Raw genomic sequence first — 20985 nt, forward strand, 5'->3', positions numbered from 1 at the left:
CCTGACTGCCATCGAGGACCGCGAACGGCGTTCGCGGCGGCGCCGGCTCGATGGCTCAGCGTTTTTTTAGCGGCAGCGGCACGACGCCTTTGACTTCGCGCAGGCCAGCCGGCTCGGGCGGCAAGTAGCCCCAGTCGCCCTGTGACGCAGATGCATCGCCTTGTGTCTCGTCCTGTCGGTTGTCGGGCCGCTGGCGCGCATCCGGCGGCAAACGATCGTCGCGTTCACCGGTTGGTTGCGACGATCCGTGCGACGGTGGCGTACCCGCATGGCGCCGGTGCCGCAGCACGGCCTGCGCCACGCGCTCCACATGCGACACCGTCACCGCGTCGGCCTGTTCCAGCGCCGCCAGTGCGCGCGCGGCGCGCAGCATCACGAGATCGGCACGCAGCCCGTCGACGGCCGCATCGATGCACAGCGCGCTGACGCGCGCATGGACCGCATCGTCGAAATCGAGCGTCGCCAGCCGTGCGCGCGCCGCGTGAATCCGGTCGCCGAGTGCGCGCTGCGCGGATGCGTGACGTGCGCGGAACGTATCCGGATCGAGATCGAATGCCAGCCGCGCCTTCACGATCCGCTCGCGGTGCGCGGCGTCGAAGCAATTCTCCAGTTCGACCATCAACCCGAAGCGATCGAGCAGTTGCGGGCGCAGCTCGCCTTCCTCGGGATTCATCGTGCCGACCAGCACGAAGCGCGCGTCGTGCGCGTGCGACACGCCATCGCGCTCGACGATATTCACGCCGCTCGCGGCGACGTCCAGCAGCGTATCGACGAGCCCGTCGGCGAGCAGGTTCACTTCGTCGACGTACAACACGCCGAGGTGCGCACGGGCGAGCAGGCCCGGCCGGAAGCGCACGCCGTTTTCGGCCAGTGCATGCGCGAGGTCGAGCGTGCCGGTCACCTGTTCGTCGCTCGCCGACAGCGGCAGCGTCACGAATTGCCCCTCGGGCAACAGCTCCGCGAGGCCACGCGCCGCGGTCGATTTCGCGGTGCCGCGCGGGCCACTTACGAGCACGCCTCCAAGCGACGGGTCGATCGCGGCGAGCAGCAGCGCCTGCTGCAGCGCATCCTGTGCGACCAGCGCCGCAAACGGAAAGACCGCGCGGGCGCGGTGCGTCGTCGGATCGGTCATCGCCGTCCTCCTTCCTGGAGTTGTTCGCTCGCGAGCCAGACCGCTTCGATCCGCTCGCGATAGTCGCCCGGCTGCTGCCACAGGCCTCGCTGCATCGCCTCGACGAAGCGTTCACAGATGCCGTGCAGCGCTTTCGGGTTGTGCCGTTCGAGGAATGCACGGGTGGCGTCGTCAAACAGGTACGCGTCGGCGACGAGCGCGTACTGGTGGTCGGACAACACGCGCGCGGTCGCGTCGTAGCCGTACAGGTAGTCGACGGTCGCGGCCATCTCGGCCGCGCCCTTGTAACCGTGACGCTTCACGCCGTCGAGCCATTTGGGGTTGACGACGCGCGAGCGGATCACGCGCGCGATTTCCTCGCGCAGCGTGCGCATCTTCGGCGCGACCGGGTTCGCATGGTCGCCGTGGTAGATGCTCGGCTGCTGCCCGGACAGGTGCCGCACGGCCGCCGTCATCCCGCCCTGGAACTGGTAGTAGTCGTTCGAATCGAGGATGTCGTGCTCGCGGCTGTCCTGGTTCTGCACGACGACGTCGATCGTCGCGAGCCGCTCGCCGAACACGTCGGCCGCCGCGTCGCCCGCGCTGTTCTGCGCATACGCATGGCCGCCCCACTGGCGGTACGCATCGGCAAGATCGGCGTCGGACTGCCAGCGGCGCTGGTCGATCAGGTCCTGCAGCCCCGCGCCGTAGCTGCCCGGACGCGCACCGAACACGCGCCAGCCGGCACGGCGCCGCGCTTCGTCCGGCGCCACGCCCTGCGCGATCCATTTCGCGCGTTCGCGCTCGATGCGTGCGCGGATCGGGTTCAGCTCCTCGGGCTCGTCGAGCGCGGCGACTGCCTGCACGGCCGCGTCGAACAGATGCATCAGGTTCGGGAACGCATCGCGGAAGAAGCCCGACACGCGCAGCGTCACGTCGATGCGCGGCCGGTCGAAGATCTCGATCGGCAGGATCTCGAAGTCGGTCACGCGATGACTGCCGTGCGCCCATTTCGGTCGCACACCGAGCAGCGCGAATGCCTGCGCGATGTCGTCGCCGCCCGTGCGCATCGTCGCCGTGCCCCAGACGGACAGGCCGATCGCGCGTGGATAGTCGCCGTGATCCTGCAGATGCCGCTCGATCAGTTGCTGCGCGGATTTCAGGCCGAGCGACCAGGCGGCCTGCGTCGGCACCGCACGCGTGTCTACCGAGTAGAAATTGCGGCCGGTCGGCAGCACGTCGGGGCGGCCGCGCGACGGCGAGCCGCTCGGCCCCGGCGGCACGAAGCGGCCGTCGAGTCCGCGCAAAAGCTGGCGCATTTCCTCGCCGCCGCACGCGTCGAGCGCGGGCAGCAGCGTCGCACGGACGCGCTCGATCACCGCGAGCGTGTGCGGCCATTCGCCGGACGCTATCGCGTCGGCGCCAGGGTTGCCGCCATCGGCCGCACACAGCCCGTCCAGCCATTGCTGAGCAAGCCGTTCGAGCCGCTCGCGCGTATCGCCCGCATGGCGCCACGGCGATGCGTCGAGCGCCTGCAGGACCGCCGGGCGCGGGCCGGCCCACGGCGCGGCCCAGTCGGCCGCGAGCGGATCGAAGTCGTCGCCGAGCGCGAGATCGCGCGCCAGCGCGCCGATCAGCCCCGCGCGAGCGCCCTTGCCGTCGCCGACCGGAAAGCGCGCGAGCGCGAGCAGTGTGTCGCGACGCTGGCGATCGGCCGGCGACATGCCGAATACGTGCAGCCCGTCGCGAATCTGCGCTTCCTTCAGTTCGCACAGCCATGCGTCGACGCGCGTCAGCAGCGCATCCTCGTCGCCCGTATCGCGCGGCGGCGACACGCTCAGTTCGTCATGCAGACGATGTTCGGCGATCGTTGCGAGGATCGTCTTGCGCAGCAGCTTCGCGCGCCGTGCATCGACCATCAACGCTTCGTAGTATTCGTCGACCTGCCGCTCGAGATCCTGCAGCGGGCCGTAATTTTCCGCGCGCGTGAGCGGCGGCATCAGGTGATCGATGATCACGGCCTGCGCGCGGCGCTTCGCCTGGCTGCCCTCGCCCGGATCGTTGACGATGAACGGATACAGGTGCGGCAGCGGCCCGAGCGTCAGGTCGGGCCAGCACGCGTCGGACAGCGCGACGCTCTTGCCCGGCAGCCATTCGAGATTGCCGTGCTTGCCGAGATGGATGACGGCGTCGATGCGATACGCATCGCGCAGCCAGAAATAGAACGCGAGATACGCGTGCGGCGGCACGAGATCCGCGTCGTGGTAGCTCGCATAGTCGTTCTCGCCGCGCGAGCGCGACGGCTGGATGCCGACGAACACGTTGCCCGCGCGCCAGCCGGCGATCGTGAAACGCCCTTGCCGCAATGTCGGGTCGGCTTCGGGCGGCCCCCAGCGTTCGTTCAGCGCGTCGCGCACCGCCGCCGGCAGCCGCGCGAAACGCGCAACGTAGTCGGCCAGCGGAAAGCTCTGGAACGCGGGCCGCAACGCATGCACGGCCGCGTCGTTGGTCACGCCTTCGGTGAGCCGGGCGATCAGCGCGTCGCCGTCGGGCGGCAGGTCGGCCAGCGCGTAGCCCGCGTCGCGCAGCGCCGCGAGCACGCGCAGCGCGGACGCCGGTGTGTCGAGCCCGACGCCGTTGCCGATCCGCCCTTCGCTTTGCGGATAGTTCGCGAGAATCAGCGCGACGCGCTTGTCGGCGTTATCGAGCGTGCGCAGCCGGCACCAGCCGCGCGCAAGCGCAGCGACGAACGCGATCCGCTCGGCGTCCGGCTGGTAGCGCACGACATCGACTTCGGTGTGCGGGCAGCGATACGCGAGCCCCTTGAAGCTCACTGCGCGCGTGACGATCCGGCCGTCGACCTCGGGCAATGCGATGTGCATCGCGATGTCGCGCGCATGCAGCCCCTGGTTGTCGGCCACCCACGCGTCGCGATTGCCGCCGGACAGGATCACCTGCAGCACCGGCGCGTCGCCGGCGAGCACGTCGTGTTCGGGGCTGTCGATTGCGCCGGCCGCGAACGCGGTCGTGTTCAGCACGAGCGCGACGTCGTGCGTGTCGCAGAGCTGCGTGATGACCTCGCGGCTCACCGCATCCTTCAGCGACGTCACCGCGATCGGCAGCGGATTCAGCCCTTCGTCGACGAGCGCATCGGCCAGCGCATCGAACACGGTCGTGTTCGCGGCCTGCCAGTGCGCGCGATAGAACAGGATCGCGACGACGGGCGCACCGGGCGTCCAGCGCGGCCGCCAGTCGTCGACGCTCGCGCGGTCGCGCGCCGGGTGATACAGCGCGGCGGCCGGCAGCGGGCGCGGCAACTCGGGTTCGTCGCCGAACCCGAGCGTATGGAAGGCGATGCTGCGCAGCAGCGCGTCGGCGTTGTGCACGCCGCCTTCACGCAGGTAGCGCCACCACAGCCGGCACAGATCCGGCGTGACGGTGCTCTTCGCGACGAGGTTCGGATCTTCTTGCAGGTCGCCCGAGAACATCGCGAGCTGCTGCCCGCGCTTCGACGCGAGCGACACGGCCTGCTCGATCCCGTACGGCCAGTACGCCTCGCCGCCGAGATGATCGATCACGACCGTCTTCGCGTGGCGCAGCACGTCGTCGACGTAGAAATCGACCGACGCCGGCTGGCGCAGGAACGTGACGTTTGCGAGCCGCACGCTCGGGAACCCGGCCGGCAACTGCGGCACGATGCTCGCGAGCAGCGACAGCGTCGTGTCGGCCGAACTCAGGATCACGATGTCGGCCGGCTGCTGGTCGATCCGGACGACACCCTGCGTATCGTCGACAAAGCCGCCCGGCGTGGTGCGCAGCAGATGCATCGTGTGTTACGCCTGTTGCGGCTCGGCCGCGCACGCAGCGTCGAACGCGCGTTGCAGCGCGGCCGCGTCGAGATCCTCACCGATCAGCACGAAGCGGCTCGCGCGCGTTTCGCCGTCCTGCCAGCGACGGTCGAAATAGCTGTCGAAGCGGCGGCCGACACCCTGGATCACGAGCCGCATCGGCGCGCCGGGCAGCGCGGCGAAACCCTTCGCGCGGTAGATCGTGTGCGCTTCGACGACCCGCTGCAGCGCGGCGATCGTCGCCTCACGCGTGCCGGCATCGCCCGACACGACCACCGAGTCGAAATCGTCGTGATGGTGATCGTGATCGCCGTCGTCGGCCGAGCCGTGATGGTCGTGACGCAGGTGAATCGTTTCTTCAGATGCCGATTCGAGACCGAGCAGCATCGCGAGGTCGAGCTCGCCGCGCGTCGCGCGCACGATCTTCACCTGCGGCGGGATCTCGTCGCGGATCGCGGTTTCGATCTGCGCGAATTCCGCATTGCCGACGAGATCGGCCTTGTTGACGATCACGAGATCGGCGGACGACAGCTGATCGGCGAACAGTTCGTGCAGCGGCGATTCATGGTCGAGGTTCGGATCGGCGCGGCGCTGCGCGTCGACGGCCTGCGGGTTTTCCGCGAACTGGCCGCTCGCGGCGGCCGGGCCGTCGACGACGGTCACGACCGCGTCGACCGTGAAGCTGTTGCGGATCGTCGGCCAGTTGAACGCCTGCACGAGCGGCTTCGGCAGCGCGAGGCCCGACGTCTCGATCAGCACGTGGTCGATGTCCGCACGGCGCTCGACGAGCGCCTCCATCACCGGATAGAACTCTTCCTGCACGGTGCAGCACAGGCAGCCGTTCGCGAGTTCGTAGAGCTGGCCCGACGCTTCGCCCTGCGCGCCCTCGGCATCCTCGCAGCCGATGCCGCAGCCCTTGAGGATCTCGCCGTCGATGCCGAGTTCGCCGAATTCGTTGACGATCACCGCGATGCGGCGGCCTTCGGCGTGCTGCAGGATGTGGCGCATCAGCGTCGTCTTGCCGCTGCCGAGAAAGCCCGTGACGATCGTGACGGGAAGCTTGCGTAGGGTCATGGTAGGTCCGGTGTCGAAGAGGGAATCAGGACGGGATCGTCGCGTCGGTGGCGGCAAGGCAATTCAGCGGGCGAAGCGCAGGAAGATCGCCGCGGGATCCGCGCGGACAGCCGCACGACGGGCGGAACAACGATTCGGACATGGTGCTTCCTTGCGAACGGTCGACATCGTGAATGCCAACACGGCTGCCACCGGCCCTGCCCGCGCCGCCTGCTGCTCGCCGCGCCGGCCCGGGCGCATTCGCGCGGGGGCCGATCGGCGCAGACAGCGGGAAACACCGGGCGTCGGGCCTGCTGCGGCCGTGGACGATGCGCCGCCTCCCCGCGGCGCTGAACCCCAACGTTTAGGCCGGTATCCGGGCTGGCGAACACGCCGCTTCGCCTTCCCGGATGCACGCGGCATCCAGTGGCGGTCGTCCGCCTGCACGAGACAGGCGGCGAAGCGGCGCTGCATCGCGTTGCGCGCGACACGTTCGCTTACCGTTGCGGGGGCAGCACAGGTTGGCTCGACTGCGATGCAGGCAGGCTCCCTGTTTCCCGTTTAACTGCGCGCGCCGGAGCGGCACGCGCGAGCACCAAAACGCGTGCGAGTGTAGGCGGCGGTGCGGGGAGCGTCAAGGCGCCATGGGCGGCCGGACTGCGTTGCGCATCGCCCGTGCGCCGCGCCGAAGGCCGTCGGTGGCCGGTTCGCGCGGGCGAACCGTGTGCTATCGTAGCGCCGCGTTCGGTGCTCGCATGCGCATTCCGCGCATGCAGTTAAACGGGAAACAGGAGGCGGACATCCGCCCGGCCTGTGCTGTCCCCGCAACGGTACGCCGCCCGCGCGACGCGCTCCCCGCGCACGCGCCCAGGCCGCCCGCGATGCCACTGCCCTTCACCGGGCGGGAAGGCTGCGGCCTGGCAAGCGGCCAGCCCGGATACCGGCCGACGCAAGGGGCGAGCCCGATGCTCGCCGAACGCCCGATCCGCGGGGGACGGATGGGGTGCGCATTCCGCCCGCGTTCGCGCGGGCTTCGCCCGATCCGTCATGCATTGCCTGTCCGCCGGCCGCCGATGTGCCGCCCGCCTTTTCCTTTCCACTGTTTCGACACGGTGCGTGCCGTGCCGGCGCCGATGAGCCGCGCCTGGCTCATCGGCGCCGGCCCCGGTGACGCCGACCTGCTGACGCTCAGGGCCGTGCGCGCGATCGGCATGGCCGACGTGCTGCTCGTCGACGATCTCGTGAACCCCGACGTGCTGCGCCATGCGCGCGCCGACGCGCAAATCGAGCATGTCGGCAAGCGCGGCGGCCATGCGTCGACGCCGCAAGAAGCGATCGTCGCCGCGATGCTCGCGCACCTGCGCGCGGGCCGGAGCGTCGCGCGGCTCAAGGGCGGCGATCCGTTCGTGTTCGGCCGCGGCGGCGAGGAACTGGCCGCGCTCGGTGCGGCGGGTTTTCCGGTCGAGGTCGTGAACGGCATCACCGCGGGTATCGCCGCGCCGGCCGCGCTCGGCATTCCCGTCACGCAGCGCGGTGACGCGCAAGGCGTGATCTTCGTCACCGGCCATGGCGCAGGCACCGACGAGCCCGACTGGCGCGCGCTCGCGGCCACGCGCATGACGATCGTGATCTACATGGGCATTCGTCGGCTCGACGCGATTACCGCAGCGCTGCGCGACGGTGGCCTGCCGGGCGATACGCCGTGCGCGGCGATCGAGAATGCGACCCGCCCGGAACAGCGGCACGTACTCGCGACGCTCGACAGCCTCGTCGAACGCATCGGCGCGACCGGACTCGGTTCGCCTGCGATCGTCGTGATCGGCCGCGTCGCGGCGCTCGCCGACGATCCGGCGGTGCGCGCGGCGCTCGGTGGCCGCGCATGATGCGCGTCGCGCTCGGCATCGGCTTTCGCGCGGACGTCACGGCCGCACAACTCGATGCCGCGATCCGCGCGGCGCTGGCGTGTTATCCGGCCATTGAACCGGCGCTCGTCGCGACGCTCGCCGACAAGGCGCGTGCCCGTGCGCTACGCACGCTGTGCGCGCGACGCGGCTGGCCGCTCGTCGCGTTCGACGCGGCGCAGCTGGCGAGCCGTCCCGAACTGGCCGCGAGCGGTCCGTCGGACGCCGCGCTTGCACGCTTCGGTGTGGCCGGTGTGGCCGAACCGTGCGCGCAGCTCGCGGCGCCGAACGGCCGGTTGCTGGGCCCCAAATCCATCCGGGACGGCGTGACGGTCGCGTTCGCCGGCCCGCTCTGAACCCTTTGTTCGCTTTCTTTCGACAGGACGAATCCGATGAAAACCGACGCCGAATCCCATCAGCGGATGACCGAACGCCGCCGCGCCGGCCACGAGAAGAAACAGGCTGCGGCCACTCATGAAAAAGGCCTGCTGATCGTCAATACCGGCAACGGCAAGGGCAAGAGCACGGCTGCGTTCGGCATGGCCGTGCGCGTGCTCGGGCACGGCATGCGGCTTGGCGTCGTGCAGTTCATCAAGGGCGCGCTGCACACGTCCGAGCGCGACTTCCTCGGCGCGGTTGCGGAATGCGATTTCGTGACGATGGGCGACGGCTATACGTGGAACACGCAGAACCGCGACGCCGACATCGCGACCGCGCGCAAGGGCTGGGACGAGGCGCGCCGGATGATCGAGAGCGGCGACTACCGGATGGTGATCCTCGACGAGCTGAACACGGTGCTGAAGTACGAATACCTGCCGCTCGACGAAGTGCTTGCGACGCTCGTCGCGCGCCCCGACTCGGTGCACGTCGTCGTGACCGGGCGACACGCGCCCGATGCGCTGATCGATGCGGCCGACCTCGTCACCGAAATGCGGCTCGTCAAGCATCCGTACAAGGAGCAAGGCGTGAAGGCGCAGCGCGGCGTGGAGTTCTGAGCATGCTCGCCTGCCCCGCGCTGTTCGTCAGCGCGCCCGCGTCGGGCCAGGGCAAGACGTCGGTGACGGCCGGCCTCGCGCGGCTGCACCGCCGGCTCGGCCGCCGTGTGCGCGTGTTCAAGACCGGGCCCGATTTTCTCGATCCGATGCTGCTCGAACGCGCGAGCGGCGCGCCCGTGCATGCGCTCGACCTCGGGATGGTCGGCGAAGCCGGGTGCCGCGCGTTGCTCGCCGATGCCGCGCGCGATGCCGACCTGATCCTGATCGAAGGCGCGATGGGGCTGTTCGACGGCACGCCGAGCAGCGCGGATCTCGCGGCCGCGTTCGGCGTGCCGGTCGTCGCGGTGATCTCGGCGAAGGCGATGGCGCAGACGTTCGCGGCGATCGCGTTCGGGCTCGCGCGGTTCCGGCCGGGGTTGCCGTTTCACGGCGTGCTGGCGAATCGCGTCGGCTCGGCGCGGCATGCGGAATTATTGCAACAGGCGCTGCCCGGCGACCTCCGCTGGCTCGGGCACGTACCGGCCGATGCGGGCATCGCGCTGCCGGAGCGGCACCTCGGCCTGCACCAGCCGGCCGACATCGGCGATCTCGACGCACGCCTCGATCGCGCGGCCGACGTGCTCGCGCAGACGGCGCTCGCCGAATTGCCGCCCGCTGTCGCGTTCGCGGAACCGGACGCCGCGGCGCCGTTGCCGCGTGCGCTCGCCGGCAAGCGGATCGCGGTGGCGCGCGATGCGGCGTTCTCGTTCATCTATCCGGCGAATCTGGCGCTGCTCGACGCGCTCGGTGCGCAGTTGCGGTTCTTCTCGCCGCTCGCCGATGAACCCGTGCCGGACGATTGCGACGCGCTATTTTTGCCGGGCGGCTATCCCGAACTGCATGCGGCGACGCTCGCGGCCAATGCCGCGACCGCAAGGACGATTCGCGCGCACGCGGCGGCCGGCCGGCCGATCGTCGCGGAATGCGGGGGGATGGTGTATCTCGGTGAATCGCTGACCGACGTGGATGGCGCGACAACGCCGATGCTCGGTCTGCTGCCGGGTCATGCGACGATGCAGCGCCGGTTCGCGGCGCTCGGCATGCAGCAGTTCGATACGCACACCGGGCCGATGCGCGGTCATACGTTTCATTATTCGACGCTCGCGACGCCGCTGGAACCGGTCGCGAACGCGGTGCGCCCCGACGGCACGCCGGGCAGCGGCGAAGCCGTCTATCGCCATGGCGCGATCGTCGCGACGTACATGCACATGTACTGGCCGTCGAATCCGGAGGTGGTCGTGGCGCTGTTCGGCGGCACGGCGTTCTGACCGGGACACCGGCGAGGCGCCGCGATGTCAGGGCTTTTCGCGGCCCGGCGCTTCCGAGCGCGAAGTGCGGATCACGGTGCCGTCGGGCGAGAAATGCGCGTTGAACATCGCGTCGCCCGAGACGCCGCCCTCGGCCCAGTGCCAGCTCCACACCTCTTCGTGGCTCAGCGCGTATTGCGCGATCTCGGTCGGCTTGCCGAGCAGTTGCCGCACGTCGTCCTTCGACATCCCGGGCACGACCTTCGCGATGTTCGCCGCCGTCAGCGCCTGCGTGATCGACACGAGCCGGCCGTCGGGCCCGAAATCGAGCATGTAGGTGCTCGTGCCGTACGGGCCGCGCGGATACTCGAACCGCTGCGAGCCGTCGTCGCCCTGCCTGACCATCTCGGGCTTGCCTGCCTGGCGGAGCACGTCCTCGGTCGTCGACACGCCCGGCTGCAGATTGCCGAACGCCATCGGATCGGGCTTGATCGCATTCACCGCGTCGGCGACCTTCTGGTCGTCGCACCCGGCCGCCAGAACGCCGACCGCACAAGCCGTCAGCACGGTCAAAAGCTGTTTTCGCATTTCATCCACACCTGTATTCATCGAGCCGATCCGGCGTCGCGCGCAGCGTAGCACGCGACCTGTTGCGTCGATGTCAAGGAGCGTCAAATTCACGCGCGTGCTGTCGCGTCCGGTATCGCGGACGCACACGCGGATGTCGAACGGCGGCGGCCACGCCGCCGCGACTTCGCTTCAGACCAGGAACGCCTCGGTCAGCTTGACCCAGTACGACGCGCCGGTGGGCAGCGCTGCATCGTTGAAGTCGTAGCCCGGGTTGTGCACCATGCAGCCACCCTCCCCGTCGCCGTTGCCGATGATCAGGTAGCAGCCCGGCCGCTTCTCGAGCAGGAACGCGAAATCCTCGCTGCCGGTGAGCGGCACCATCCCGTCGATCAGGTTCGCTTCGCCCACCCACTCGCGTGCGATGCCGCGCGCAAACTCGGTCATTTCCACGTCGTTGACGAGCACCGGGTAGCGGCGCTGGTAGTCGATCGTCGCGGTCGCGCCGTACACGGCCGCCTGCGCATGCACGACTTCCTTGATGCGCGTCTCCAGCAGGTCGCGCACGTCGGGTTTCAGCGCGCGCACCGACAGGCGCATCTGCGCGCGATCGGGAATCACGTTCGGCGCCTCGCCCGCGTGGATCGCGCCGACCGTGACGATCGCCATGTCGAGCGGCGACACGTTACGCGACACGATCGTCTGCAGCGCCAGCACGATCTGCGCGCACACGACGACCGGATCGATCGCCTTGTGCGGCACCGCGCCGTGGCCGCCGCGGCCCTGCACGTCGATGACGACGGTATCGGACGACGCCATGAACGACCCCGGCAGGAAGCCGAATTTGCCGGTCGGGAAACCCGGCATGTTGTGCATCGCGAAAATCGCATCGCACGGGAACAGCTCGAACAGCCCTTCGTCGAGCATCTTCTTTGCGCCGCCGAGCCCTTCTTCCGCCGGCTGGAAAATCAGGTTGAGCGTGCCCGAGAAGCAGCGCTCGCGTGCGAGATGCTTCGCGGCCGCGAGCAGCATCGCCGTGTGGCCGTCGTGACCGCACGCGTGCATCTTGCCGGCGATCTTGCTCTCGTACGGCAGGCCCGTGGCCTCGTGGATCGGCAGCGCGTCCATGTCGGCGCGCAGGCCGAGGCGCTGCGTGCCGGTGCCGACTTTCAACTGCGCGACGACGCCCGTGCCGCCGAGCCCGCGGTGCACCGTGTAGCCCCACGACTGCAGTTGCTCGGCGACGAGGTCGCTCGTCGCGAATTCCTCGAAGCCGAGCTCGGGATGGGCATGGAGGCGGTGCCGGATCTCGATCATTTCGTCGGCGAGGCCTGCGGGAATCACGCTGTGCGTCACGGTGTCGTCTCCTGTTTCTGCGGGGAATGTGCAGGCAAGGATAGTCGGTTCACCGGCAACCGGGCAGACGGAAAGTCGTCACGGTAGCAACTGATGGTTGCCACATCTGGCGCCGCGTACGATATGAGCAAACCGGCCATCCGGATGACTGCCGCACGCGGCCCGGGCCCCGTGAAACTGTGGGCTCCACATCGACTTGAGCACCGGGATTCGACGATGACCGTTCAAGCATCCGGAATAATTCCAATACATCAACGTGTTGCTGGCGTTTGTTCATTTTTTGACGCTTGTACATTTATTGTGTACGCTAATGAAGAAGTGAACATACAGTCGCCTCCAATGCCCAAGCATGCCCCCCTTCCCATGTCGGAACAGCACGTGCTCGACGAGGCCTGCGCCGCGTTCGAACGCGCGACCCGGCGCTTCAGAGCGCGGCCCGTGCGCGTACCGGCCGCCTACACCGGGCCAGCCGACGCGATGATCCGCTTCGATGTTGCAGGGCACGTATTCGAGATGCCGGCCGCCGTGAGCCTGCGCGTCGAATCGCTGTCGGGCGCACTCGCGACGCTGCACCGCCGCGGCGTCGTGACCGCGACGCACGGCGAGCGGCCGCTGATGCTGATCGCGCCCTATCTTTCGGCCGAACTGGCCGCCGGACTGATCGATCAGGGCATCCCGTTTCTCGATACCGCGGGCAACGCGTGCCTGATTCAGCCGGAGGCGACCGTGATGATTGCCGGCCGGCCGAAACCCGCCCGCATACCACGCCGGCTGGCATCGCGCGCGACGACGCCAAAGGGGCTGGCCGTGATGTTCGCGGTCGCGACACAGCCGGGACTCGTCGCGCAGCCGTATCGGGCGATTGCGGCCGCTTCGGGCGTCGCGCTCGGCACGGTCAACCTCGCGATGGACGACCTGATCGCGCGCGGCCTCGTCGCGCAGCGCCGCAATGGCGAGCGCCTGATACCCGACTGGCCGCGCTTCGTGCAGGAATGGGTTGCGCTGTACCCGAGCCGCCTGCGTGCGAAACTGCCGCGCCGTCGTTATGCCAGCCTCGCACCCGACTGGTGGCGCGATTTCGATTTCGCGTCGTTCGATGCGCGACTCGGCGGCGAACCGGCAGCCGACCTGCTGACGCACGAACTGAAACCGGCCGCGATCACCGTCTATACGCACGGCGCGGTATCGAACCGCCTGCTGCTCCAGGCTCGCCTGCGCCCGGACGACCACGGCGACGTCGAAATCGTCGAAGCATTCTGGCCGCACTCGCCCGCGCTCGATTGGCACGAGCAGCGCGTGCCGCTCGTACCGCCGCTCCTGATCTATGCGGATCTCGTCGCGTCCGGGGACAGCCGCAACCTTGCCGCCGCCGAACGGATCCATGACCGATACCTCGCCCACCCGCCCGCTTGAAGTCGACGCGCGCCGGCCGCTCGACCCGGCGGCGGTCGCGCTGGTGCAAGCGGTCAGCCGTGCCTGTGCGCGGGTCGACACGGCCTTCGTCGTCGCCGGCGCAACCGCACGCGACATCCTGATGTGGCACGTCCACGGCATCCGGCCGGTGCGCGCGACCCGGGATGTCGACGTTGCGGTGTGCGTGGTGAGCTGGCCGTTTCACGCGCAGCTCGTCGATGCACTCGTCGCGACCGGGCAATTCACGCGCGCGTCGAAACAGCAGCAGACACTGCTGTTCGACAGCGGCACGCACGGTTTTCGCACCGAGCTCGATCTCGTGCCGTTCGGGCCGCTCGAAACGCCGCCGGGCGAGATCGCGTGGCCGCCAGGCGGCGAATTCGTGCTGAACGTGCTCGGCTTCCAGGAAGCGGTGGACTCCGCACAGCCGGTGTCGATCGACGCGCGCACCGTCGTGCCGGTGGCCAGCCTACCGGCGCTCGTGCTACTGAAGCTGCTCGCCTGGAAGGACCGGCGCGCACGCCAGAACAGCGACGCGTACGACCTGCTGTTCCTGCTGCGGAATTATCACGATGCAGGCAATCGCGAACGCATCTGGGATGCTGCCCCCGACCTGCTCGAACTGCACGCGTTCCAGCCCGGCCTTGCCGCCGCCGCGCTGCTCGCGCGAGACGCGAAACGGATCGCTTCGGCGCAAACACGCGACGCCATCCGCGTGCTGTTGTCCGACGCAGCGACCTATGCTGCGCTCGGCCAGGATCTGATGGCACGCGCGTTCGCGCTGTTGCCGGGTGAATTCAGCGATGACGCCAACCGATATCTCGACGCATTTCGCGACGTCTTTCTCGTCGATCCGCCCGCGCCCCACGCATGACGCGACGCGGTGAGCCGCAGCATCATCGCGCTTTCGCGCTGCCGCGCTCAGGCCGCCCAGTCTTCGAGCGACAACCCGGCCACCCGGCCGAACTCCCGGCCGTTGTGCGTGACGAGCACCGCACCGGCCGCGATCGCATGCCCGGCGATCGACGCATCGTTCGCGCCGATCGGCGTGCCGCGCGCGGCGAGATCAGCACGAATCGCGGCCGTGGCGTCGACGGCCGCCGTGTCCCACGACAGCACGCCATCGAGCCGCGAAACGAAAGCCGTCACGAGTTCCGCATGCTTCGGCGACGCCTTCCTGCCGACTGCGCCGAACCGCATTTCCGCATAGGTGATGGCCGACACGACGATCCGGTGCTGTGCATTGACGCACGACTGCAGCCGCGACAGCACCACCGGCGGCCGTTCGCGCATGATGAACGAACAGATGTTCGTATCGAGCATGTAGAGCGTGGTCACTGGCCGGACTCCGTCGGCGCGGCATCCCCACCGGAAAGGTCGAAACGGCCGGACTCGATCACGGCCGGGCGTTCGGCGAGGAAGTCGGCGTCGGCCAGCGGTTCGCTCGCGAACGAGAGCCACGTGGGCCGCACCGGCCGCAGCAGCAGCGTGTCGCCCTCGCGGCGGATCTCGAGTTCCGTCACCCCCTCGAACTCCATGTCCTTCGGGATGCGGATTGCCTGGTTACGGGCATTCTTGAAAATGGAAACAGTGCGCATGAGCCACCCCATGGGAGTACGATGCGCCCATTCTAGACATATGCTGGCATATGTCAATTTGAAGGGGCGCAAATCGGACGTCGCGCCCCACGCTGCCAAGGGTGTTTTTGTCATGTTGCCCGCCTGTCGTCGATGAAGAGAGCGATCCATTCTTCACGACGCAGGCCGCGCGGTCCATATCCCGAACGGCCGATGCCGGTACTGCACCGGACCGCGCGCAACGTCGCACCGACGCTGCGCCCCCGCCCCGTCACGGCAACCGGAAAGTGTCAAAGAACGTATCGCGCTCGATCACGGTGAGCGCCGCGCGCTTGTGCGGGAAATCGAACTCCTTCAGCGTGTAGAACCCGAGCCGGTGCATGTACGCGATGTGCCGCACGTGATCGACGCGCGGCTCGCCGACGAGCCGCTGCGTGCGCGGTTCGTCGACGAACATGTAGTGCAGCACCCCGCTCCACCACGCATGCAGCTTGCCGGCGCTCTGGAAGCGCGAGTCGCCGATCAGCAGGTGCAGCCCGCGATCGTAGTCATGCGCGTCGTAGAACGGCGCGAGGCGGTCCTCCTTCGCCCAGTAGAACTCGAAATAGCCGAACGGCGTGTCGTCGAAATAACCGATCATCGGATGCATGTGCGGATCGGCGAGCCGCTCGGCAAGGTACGCCGCATGCTCATCGCGCGTGCCGCGTTGGTCCCAGAAGTGCGCGACGCGATCGAGGTTCATCCAGCCGCTGAACAGGTCCGCATGCGCGTCGAGGTCGACGGTGCGCAGGCTGAACGTCATCCCCACCTGCGGCATGTAGCGCGCATAGATCTCGCCGGCCGGCGACGGCGGCCGCACCGGATGCCGGTGGCCGTTCGTGATCGCATAGCGCAGCGGCATCCCGCCCGATGCAGGCGCCTTCAGCCACGGTCGCGGGTTCTGCCAGAAGGTGGTGCGCGACACGGTGAGCCGCAGCGTGTCGCCCGCGACCTGCGCGCCGTCGATCACGCCCTCGCGCACCGCGCGCGCGACGTAAGATTCGACGGCTGCCGCGTCCGCGCCGGCGAGCGGCACCGAGATCGTCGCGACGTCATACCGCGTGTCGGTGTTGAACAACGCGACGAACGCCGCGAGCAGCGCGTCCGGCGCATCGTCGTGCCGCCATGCGTCGAGCGTGACGACCGCCACGGCCTGCCCCTGCGCGGCGCCGTCGAGCGCCGCAGCCACCTCCCCTTCGACGGCGTCGGCTGTGCCGGCCGGTTTCGTCAGCGTGTCTTCCATCACAGTGCTCCCGCGTCGTGGCGGTCGGCGAGGACATGCAGCCCTCGCTCGAGCGCCGGAAACAGGCTGCGCTGGAAGTTGTTCCAGCGCAGTTCGAGAATCGTGTCGTCCGGCGCGATCGGCGTGTCGAGCACGTCGCTGATCACCTCGCCGGAATCGATGCCGTTGTCGACGTAGTGAAACGATGCGCCCGTCATCGTCAGGGGCTCGACGGACGACGTCGTGCCGCTCGCCCAGTCGACCCGTTCGCCGCGCGCGCCGTGCAGCGCGTCGAGCGTCGCCCACGCGCCGCGCCGCTGGTAAGGCGAACCGTCGGCCGTGATGCCCGGGTGGATGTTCGCGATGCGCCGGTGAAAGCGCGCGCCGGGCCGCACGAGCTCGTCGAGGATCACGAGCAGTCCGTCGAGCACGACGATGTCGGCGTCGAGTTCGAGCAGGCGCTCGAGCAAACGGCGCTCGAACGCCTGCTTGGCCGCAGCGCGCTCGCGCGCGTCGCGCGGCAGCCGCCGGTACGTCGACGGAATCGAGCAGAACAGTTCGTCGACCGGCCGACCCTGCACCGTCAGGCCTTCCGGCAAAATCCACGGCCGGCCCGGCGTGCGTGCGAAGCCGTAGTCGGCGACCTTCGCGCGGTCGGCCGGCGAACCGTCGTCGTCGTCGACGATCACGCCCTGCAGCGTGTAGCGCTCGCCGAGCGGCGAGTCGTTCAGGCGCTCGACGAGGAATTCGAGCGGCGCCTTCATGTAGCGCGTGCCGCCCTGGTAAGCAACCGGCTGGCCGGCGCGATCGGCCGCGCCGTTGCGCAGCGACTGGATGTAGACGAGATTTTTCTTCGGCATGGATACGTCGTGGAATAAAGGACGAAGGCGCCGCGGCCGGCCCATACCGGCCACGAAGGCCGGCCGGCAGGCCGCGACGCGCGACGTCACCAGTTGTATTTCGCGGTCGCGATCACGGTGCGGTCGGTGCCGAACACGCAGACGTTGTACGACTGGCAACCGCTGATGTAGTGGCGGTTGAACAGGTTCGTCCCGTTCACGGCGAAGCGCCAGTTACGCATGTCGTAATGCAGGCCCGCGTCGAACAGCGTGACGCTCGAGACCGTCAGCGAGTTGTCGGCCGCCCCGGCCGACGCGCTCTGGTAGCGAATCCCGCCGCCGAGGCCGAAGCCCGCGAGCGGCCCCGTGTGCCACGTCCAGTCGGTCCACAGCGACGCCATCTGGCGCGGACGCGGAATGTCGACCGGCCAGTTGTTCAGCGATGCGTCGTTGGCCTGCACGTTCTTCACGTCCTGGTAGACGTAAGACGCGATCACCGACAGATTCGACGTGACCTTGCCGGTCGCGCTCAGCTCGATCCCGCGCGAACGCACTTCGCCGGTCTGGACCGACTTCGTGCCGGTATCGTCCTGGCTCGGCAGCGCCGACGTGAGCACGTTGGTCTGGTTGATCTGGTAGATCGCCGCATTCAGCATCAGGTTCTTGCCGGGCGGCTGCCAGCGCAGGCCGGCCTCGATCTGCTTGCCGCGCGTCGGCTGCGGCAGCCCGCCGCCGAGCAGGTTCACGCCGATCAGCGGGTTGAACGACGTCGCGTAGCTGATATACGGCGACAGCCCGTAATCGCCCTGGTACGTGAGGCCGACGCGGCCGGTGAACGCCGTGACGTCCGCCTTCGTCGACGTGCCGGCCGCGCGGTCGTCCATCCGCATGTTGACCCAGTCCTCGCGGCCGCCGAGCGTCAGCGTCCAGCGGTTCCACTTGATCTGGTCCTGCGCGTACAGGCCGAACGTGTTCATCGTCGTGTAGGTGTTCGTCCGGTAGGTGGTATCCGGATTCGAGAACACCGACAGCGTGACCGGCGCATAGACCGGGTTGTAGATGTTCAGCGGCGGCGCGGCGGCGAGCCATTCGCTGTCGGTCGCGGTCTGGCGGTTGTACTGGAAGCCGAGCAGCAGCGTGTGCTGGAGCGGGCCCGTTGCAAAACGGCCTTCCAGGTTGTTGTCGATGTCGAAGCGGCTGTAGTTCATCTGGAACACGCCGGCCCAGCGCGACACGTCGGTCGTGCTGCCGTCGACGAAGCCGTTGCCGAACACCGAGCCGTTGTCGAGCGACAGATGCATCAGGCGGGTGTTCTGGCGGAACGTCCATGCCGGCGTCAGGTTCCGCTCGAACTGGTAGCCGACCGACCACTGCTTCTTGCGGTAGTAGTTGAAGCTTCCGTCGCCTTCGTAGACGTCCTTGTTGATCTGCCCGTTCGGGTTCGGCAGCACGGTGCCTACCGCCGGCAGGAAGTTCGACGAGATGTCGCCCCAGTCCTGCAGGTACGTCGCGGACAGCGTCAGCGACGTATCCGCGTCCGGGCGCCAGCGGAACGACGGCGCGAGCGCGACGCGCTGGTCGTTGTTCGGGCCCGTCAGCGCGTTGCCGTCGCGCGCGACGCCCACGAACCGATACGCGTACTTGCCGTCCGGGTCGAGCTTGTCGCCCACGTCGATCATGAACTGCTTGCGCGCGTAGTTGCCGATCTGCACCCCGGCTTCGCGCACGCGCTCGCCGTCGGCGAGCTTGGTCTGCACGTCGATGATCGCGCCCGGGTCGCCCGCGCCGTACAGCACCGAGGTCGGCCCGCGCAGCACGCTGATGCTGTCGATCATGTACGGATCGACGCGCCAGCTCGCGAGGTTGATCGTGTTCGGCACCTGCAGCCCGTTCACGTAGGCGGTCGGCGTGAAGCCGCGCAACGCCGCGTACCAGTCCGAGCGGTTGTCCGAACCGTACGACGAGAAGCCCGGCACGTAGCGCAGCGCCGCGTTCACGTCGGTGGCGCCGGTCATCTCGATCTGCTGCGCGGTGACGACGTTGATCGTCTGCGGGATCTCGTTGAGCGGCGTGTCGGTCTTGGTGCCGCTCCTGCTGCGCTTCGCGACGAGCCCGACCGTGCCGTCGCCGGCCGAGGCCGCGTTGACGGTGATCGCCGGCAGCGTGCCGTTTTGCGCGCCGGTCGACGTACTGGCCGTCGCGCCGTTCTGTGCATTGCTGGCCGACGCCGCGGCGCCCGCGTTCACGGCCGGCGCCGTCTGGGCGAATGCGTGCCCTGCCGCCGCCGTACCGAACGCCACGCTTGCCGCGGCTGCGATCGCACGCAAACGCGTGCCTGTTGCCCACTCCATCTTTCTCTGCTCCACTTTTTTCATGCGGTCTCCGACCGCGCCTTTGTCAAAGAGCGAAAGCCATCCGGCCCGCGCTCACCCCGTTTTCTTGTCTTGCCTTGGCCGCGCCTTCGTCATGGGCGGGCGCGATCCCGTCTTCGAGCGACGCGCAGATCTCGTCCGCGCGGCGCGCCAGTACCGACAACAACGTGTCGGACAATCCATGGCTGTCTTCGCAGCAGCCTTGCAGGTAGATGCGCGGCGCGAAGGTTTCGGGCGTTGCGAGCAGGTAGTCGCGCGTGACGTCGCCGCGCGTGAGCGCATCGCCCAGGTGCGGCGCGATCCCTTCGAGCAAGGCCGAATGCGTGTCGCGGCGGTAGCCCGTCGCGAGCACGAGCGCATCGAAGCGCTCGACGCGCGTGGCGCCGCTCATCCGGTCTCGCAGCGTCAGCTCGATACGGCCATCGGCGGTACGCACCGCGGCCTCGATCGCGCTGTTCGCGAGCAGTGCGTGGCGCGGCGTGCCGTCGATGCGCTGCAGGTACAGCATTTCGTAGATCTGCTCGATCAGCGGCCGGTCGACCACCGCATAGTTCGTGTCGCGATAGCGGTCGAGCAGCGCGCGGCGCGCGTCGTGCGGCTGGGCATAGACGACGTCGGTGAACTCGGGGCTGAAGATCTCGTTGACGAACGGGCTGTCGTCGGCCGGCTTCAGCGCGCCGGCACGCATCACGAGGCTCGCGTCGACGTGCGGGAAGCGACGCGCGAGGTCGATGAACACCTCGGCCGCGCTCTGCCCCGCGCCGATCACCGCAACGCGGCGGCGCTCGCCGTCGGGCGAAGCGACGAGCCGGTCGATATCGGTCAGGTACGACGACGAATGGATCACGCGGTCGCGGCCGAGCGCGGCGAACGCGTCCGGAATCGCAGGCGTGCCGCCAACGCCGACCGACAGTGCGCGCGTGACGCGCTGGCGCTCGTGGCCGGCCGCGTCGCGCGACAGCACGCGCAGCGCGTCGATCCTCGCGCCATCGCCGCGTACCGGCTCGATCGCCAGCACGGTCTCGCTGTAGTGAACGCGGTCGTCGAACGCGTCGGCGACCCAGCTCAGGTAGTCATGGAACTCGACGCGGGTCGGATAGAAATTCTTCAGGTTGACGAATTCGTTCAGGCGGCCACGTTCGAACAGGTAGTTGATGAACGTGTAGCGGCTTTTCGGATCGCGCATCGTGACGAGATCCTTCAGAAACGAGATCTGCATCCGGCAGTCGTCGAGCAGCATCCCGCGATGCCAGCCGAACTCCGGCTGGCGTTCGACGAAGCAATGGGCGAACGTGCGCGCGCCGCTGCGCTCCGCGAGGCGCACGGCCAGCGCCAGATTCGACGGCCCGAAGCCGACGCCGATCAGGTCGAATACGGTTTCTCTCTGCATGTCTCAGCTCCCTTGT

17 protein-coding genes and 2 riboswitches are annotated in these 20985 nt (G+C 68.6%); of the genes, 6 read left to right on the top strand and 11 right to left on the bottom strand.

The annotated features are described in order from the left end of the window. Window positions 1–55: 55 nt before the first annotated feature. The 3 genes from U5809_RS18690 to cobW are packed head-to-tail and all read right to left on the bottom strand — an operon-like array spanning window position 56 to window position 6033. On the bottom strand, window positions 56–1132 hold the full coding sequence (locus U5809_RS18690) for an ATP-binding protein (protein ID WP_322087647.1): 1077 nt from the start codon (window positions 1130–1132) through the stop codon (window positions 56–58). Beyond that, on the bottom strand, window positions 1129–4938 hold the full coding sequence (gene cobN, locus U5809_RS18695) for a cobaltochelatase subunit CobN (protein WP_322087648.1): 3810 nt from the start codon (window positions 4936–4938) through the stop codon (window positions 1129–1131). Before cobN ends, U5809_RS18690 begins: the two co-directional genes overlap by 4 nt. A gap of 6 nt (window positions 4939–4944) precedes the next feature. Continuing rightward, window positions 4945–6033, bottom strand: coding sequence for a cobalamin biosynthesis protein CobW (cobW, locus tag U5809_RS18700; protein WP_322087649.1), 1089 nt, complete (start codon window positions 6031–6033; stop codon window positions 4945–4947). 328 nt (window positions 6034–6361) lie between these two features. After that, a riboswitch (cobalamin riboswitch) is annotated at window positions 6362–6627 on the bottom strand. Window positions 6628–6740: 113 nt separating this feature from the next. Continuing rightward, window positions 6741–6976: riboswitch (cobalamin riboswitch) on the top strand. Between the two features lie 109 nt (window positions 6977–7085). On the opposite strand from cobW, the gene cobA reads away from it, so the two are divergent. Genes cobA through U5809_RS18720 form a run of 4 tightly spaced genes read left to right on the top strand, consistent with a single transcriptional unit; the run spans window position 7086 to window position 10215 of the window. Continuing rightward, a complete protein-coding gene (gene cobA, locus U5809_RS18705) occupies window positions 7086–7895 on the top strand; it encodes a uroporphyrinogen-III C-methyltransferase (protein WP_322087650.1) in 810 nt (269 codons plus the stop codon). Beyond that, window positions 7892–8269 (top strand): cobalamin biosynthesis protein, encoded by a 378-nt coding sequence (locus U5809_RS18710; protein WP_322087651.1) that lies wholly within the window; start codon window positions 7892–7894, stop codon window positions 8267–8269. The genes cobA and U5809_RS18710 overlap by 4 nt, the downstream gene beginning before the upstream one ends. A 36-nt stretch (window positions 8270–8305) precedes the next feature. Next, entirely contained in the window at window positions 8306–8908 is a 603-nt protein-coding gene (cobO, locus tag U5809_RS18715) for a cob(I)yrinic acid a,c-diamide adenosyltransferase (protein WP_175844021.1), read from the top strand. Window positions 8909–8910: 2 nt separating this feature from the next. After that, window positions 8911–10215: a cobyrinate a,c-diamide synthase gene (locus U5809_RS18720; RefSeq protein ID WP_322087652.1), complete on the top strand. Its 1305-nt coding sequence runs from the start codon at window positions 8911–8913 to the stop codon at window positions 10213–10215. A 27-nt stretch (window positions 10216–10242) separates the two neighbouring features. On the opposite strand, the gene bamE is transcribed toward U5809_RS18720, so the two are convergent. Continuing rightward, window positions 10243–10782: an outer membrane protein assembly factor BamE domain-containing protein gene (gene bamE, locus U5809_RS18725; protein ID WP_048244354.1), complete on the bottom strand. Its 540-nt coding sequence runs from the start codon at window positions 10780–10782 to the stop codon at window positions 10243–10245. Window positions 10783–10953: 171 nt separating this feature from the next. After that, complete coding sequence (locus U5809_RS18730; protein WP_322087653.1) at window positions 10954–12117, bottom strand: M20 aminoacylase family protein; 1164 nt, start codon at window positions 12115–12117, stop codon at window positions 10954–10956. A 339-nt stretch (window positions 12118–12456) separates the two neighbouring features. Between U5809_RS18730 and U5809_RS18735 the strand changes: the two genes are divergently transcribed. Both U5809_RS18735 and U5809_RS18740 read left to right on the top strand, forming a co-directional pair. Beyond that, window positions 12457–13530 carry a type IV toxin-antitoxin system AbiEi family antitoxin gene (locus tag U5809_RS18735; RefSeq protein WP_322087779.1) on the top strand — a complete coding sequence of 358 codons (1074 nt, stop codon included), beginning with the start codon at window positions 12457–12459 and terminating at the stop codon, window positions 13528–13530. After that, window positions 13499–14404 carry a nucleotidyl transferase AbiEii/AbiGii toxin family protein gene (locus tag U5809_RS18740; RefSeq protein WP_322087654.1) on the top strand — a complete coding sequence of 302 codons (906 nt, stop codon included), beginning with the start codon at window positions 13499–13501 and terminating at the stop codon, window positions 14402–14404. The genes U5809_RS18735 and U5809_RS18740 overlap by 32 nt, the downstream gene beginning before the upstream one ends. Before the next feature lie 47 nt (window positions 14405–14451). Here the strand turns inward: U5809_RS18740 and U5809_RS18745 are convergent, their stop codons facing one another. From U5809_RS18745 to U5809_RS18770, 6 genes are all read right to left on the bottom strand, one after another. Continuing rightward, window positions 14452–14868, bottom strand: coding sequence for a PIN domain-containing protein (locus U5809_RS18745; RefSeq protein WP_322087655.1), 417 nt, complete (start codon window positions 14866–14868; stop codon window positions 14452–14454). Further along, a complete protein-coding gene (gene vapB / locus U5809_RS18750; protein WP_322087656.1) occupies window positions 14865–15128 on the bottom strand; it encodes a type II toxin-antitoxin system VapB family antitoxin in 264 nt (87 codons plus the stop codon). Before vapB ends, U5809_RS18745 begins: the two co-directional genes overlap by 4 nt. A gap of 250 nt (window positions 15129–15378) precedes the next feature. Next, window positions 15379–16389: a GNAT family N-acetyltransferase gene (locus U5809_RS18755; protein ID WP_322087657.1), complete on the bottom strand. Its 1011-nt coding sequence runs from the start codon at window positions 16387–16389 to the stop codon at window positions 15379–15381. After that, on the bottom strand, window positions 16389–17228 hold the full coding sequence (locus U5809_RS18760) for a formyltransferase family protein (RefSeq protein ID WP_322087658.1): 840 nt from the start codon (window positions 17226–17228) through the stop codon (window positions 16389–16391). Before U5809_RS18760 ends, U5809_RS18755 begins: the two co-directional genes overlap by 1 nt. 86 nt (window positions 17229–17314) lie before the next feature. Next, complete coding sequence (locus U5809_RS18765; protein WP_322087659.1) at window positions 17315–19582, bottom strand: TonB-dependent siderophore receptor; 2268 nt, start codon at window positions 19580–19582, stop codon at window positions 17315–17317. A gap of 22 nt (window positions 19583–19604) precedes the next feature. Then, on the bottom strand, window positions 19605–20969 hold the full coding sequence (locus tag U5809_RS18770) for a lysine N(6)-hydroxylase/L-ornithine N(5)-oxygenase family protein (protein ID WP_322087660.1): 1365 nt from the start codon (window positions 20967–20969) through the stop codon (window positions 19605–19607). Window positions 20970–20985: the final 16 nt, after the last annotated feature.

Origin of the sequence: Burkholderia sp. BCC1999 (assembly GCF_905339975.1) — a bacterium.
GTDB lineage: Bacteria > Pseudomonadota > Gammaproteobacteria > Burkholderiales > Burkholderiaceae > Burkholderia.

Coding starts and splice junctions, on each gene's coding strand:
- U5809_RS18760 (WP_322087658.1), bottom strand. CDS start 17,228: ATGCCGAAGAAAAATCTCGTCTACATCCAGTCGCTGCGCAACGGCGCG.
- U5809_RS18690 (WP_322087647.1), bottom strand. CDS start 1,132: ATGACCGATCCGACGACGCACCGCGCCCGCGCGGTCTTTCCGTTTGCG.
- bamE (WP_048244354.1), bottom strand. CDS start 10,782: ATGCGAAAACAGCTTTTGACCGTGCTGACGGCTTGTGCGGTCGGCGTT.
- U5809_RS18765 (WP_322087659.1), bottom strand. CDS start 19,582: ATGAAAAAAGTGGAGCAGAGAAAGATGGAGTGGGCAACAGGCACGCGT.
- cobW (WP_322087649.1), bottom strand. CDS start 6,033: ATGACCCTACGCAAGCTTCCCGTCACGATCGTCACGGGCTTTCTCGGC.
- cobO (WP_175844021.1), top strand. CDS start 8,306: ATGAAAACCGACGCCGAATCCCATCAGCGGATGACCGAACGCCGCCGC.
- cobN (WP_322087648.1), bottom strand. CDS start 4,938: ATGCATCTGCTGCGCACCACGCCGGGCGGCTTTGTCGACGATACGCAG.
- U5809_RS18740 (WP_322087654.1), top strand. CDS start 13,499: ATGACCGATACCTCGCCCACCCGCCCGCTTGAAGTCGACGCGCGCCGG.
- U5809_RS18710 (WP_322087651.1), top strand. CDS start 7,892: ATGATGCGCGTCGCGCTCGGCATCGGCTTTCGCGCGGACGTCACGGCC.
- cobA (WP_322087650.1), top strand. CDS start 7,086: ATGTGCCGCCCGCCTTTTCCTTTCCACTGTTTCGACACGGTGCGTGCC.
- U5809_RS18720 (WP_322087652.1), top strand. CDS start 8,911: ATGCTCGCCTGCCCCGCGCTGTTCGTCAGCGCGCCCGCGTCGGGCCAG.
- U5809_RS18735 (WP_322087779.1), top strand. CDS start 12,457: ATGCCCAAGCATGCCCCCCTTCCCATGTCGGAACAGCACGTGCTCGAC.
- vapB (WP_322087656.1), bottom strand. CDS start 15,128: ATGCGCACTGTTTCCATTTTCAAGAATGCCCGTAACCAGGCAATCCGC.
- U5809_RS18770 (WP_322087660.1), bottom strand. CDS start 20,969: ATGCAGAGAGAAACCGTATTCGACCTGATCGGCGTCGGCTTCGGGCCG.
- U5809_RS18755 (WP_322087657.1), bottom strand. CDS start 16,389: ATGGAAGACACGCTGACGAAACCGGCCGGCACAGCCGACGCCGTCGAA.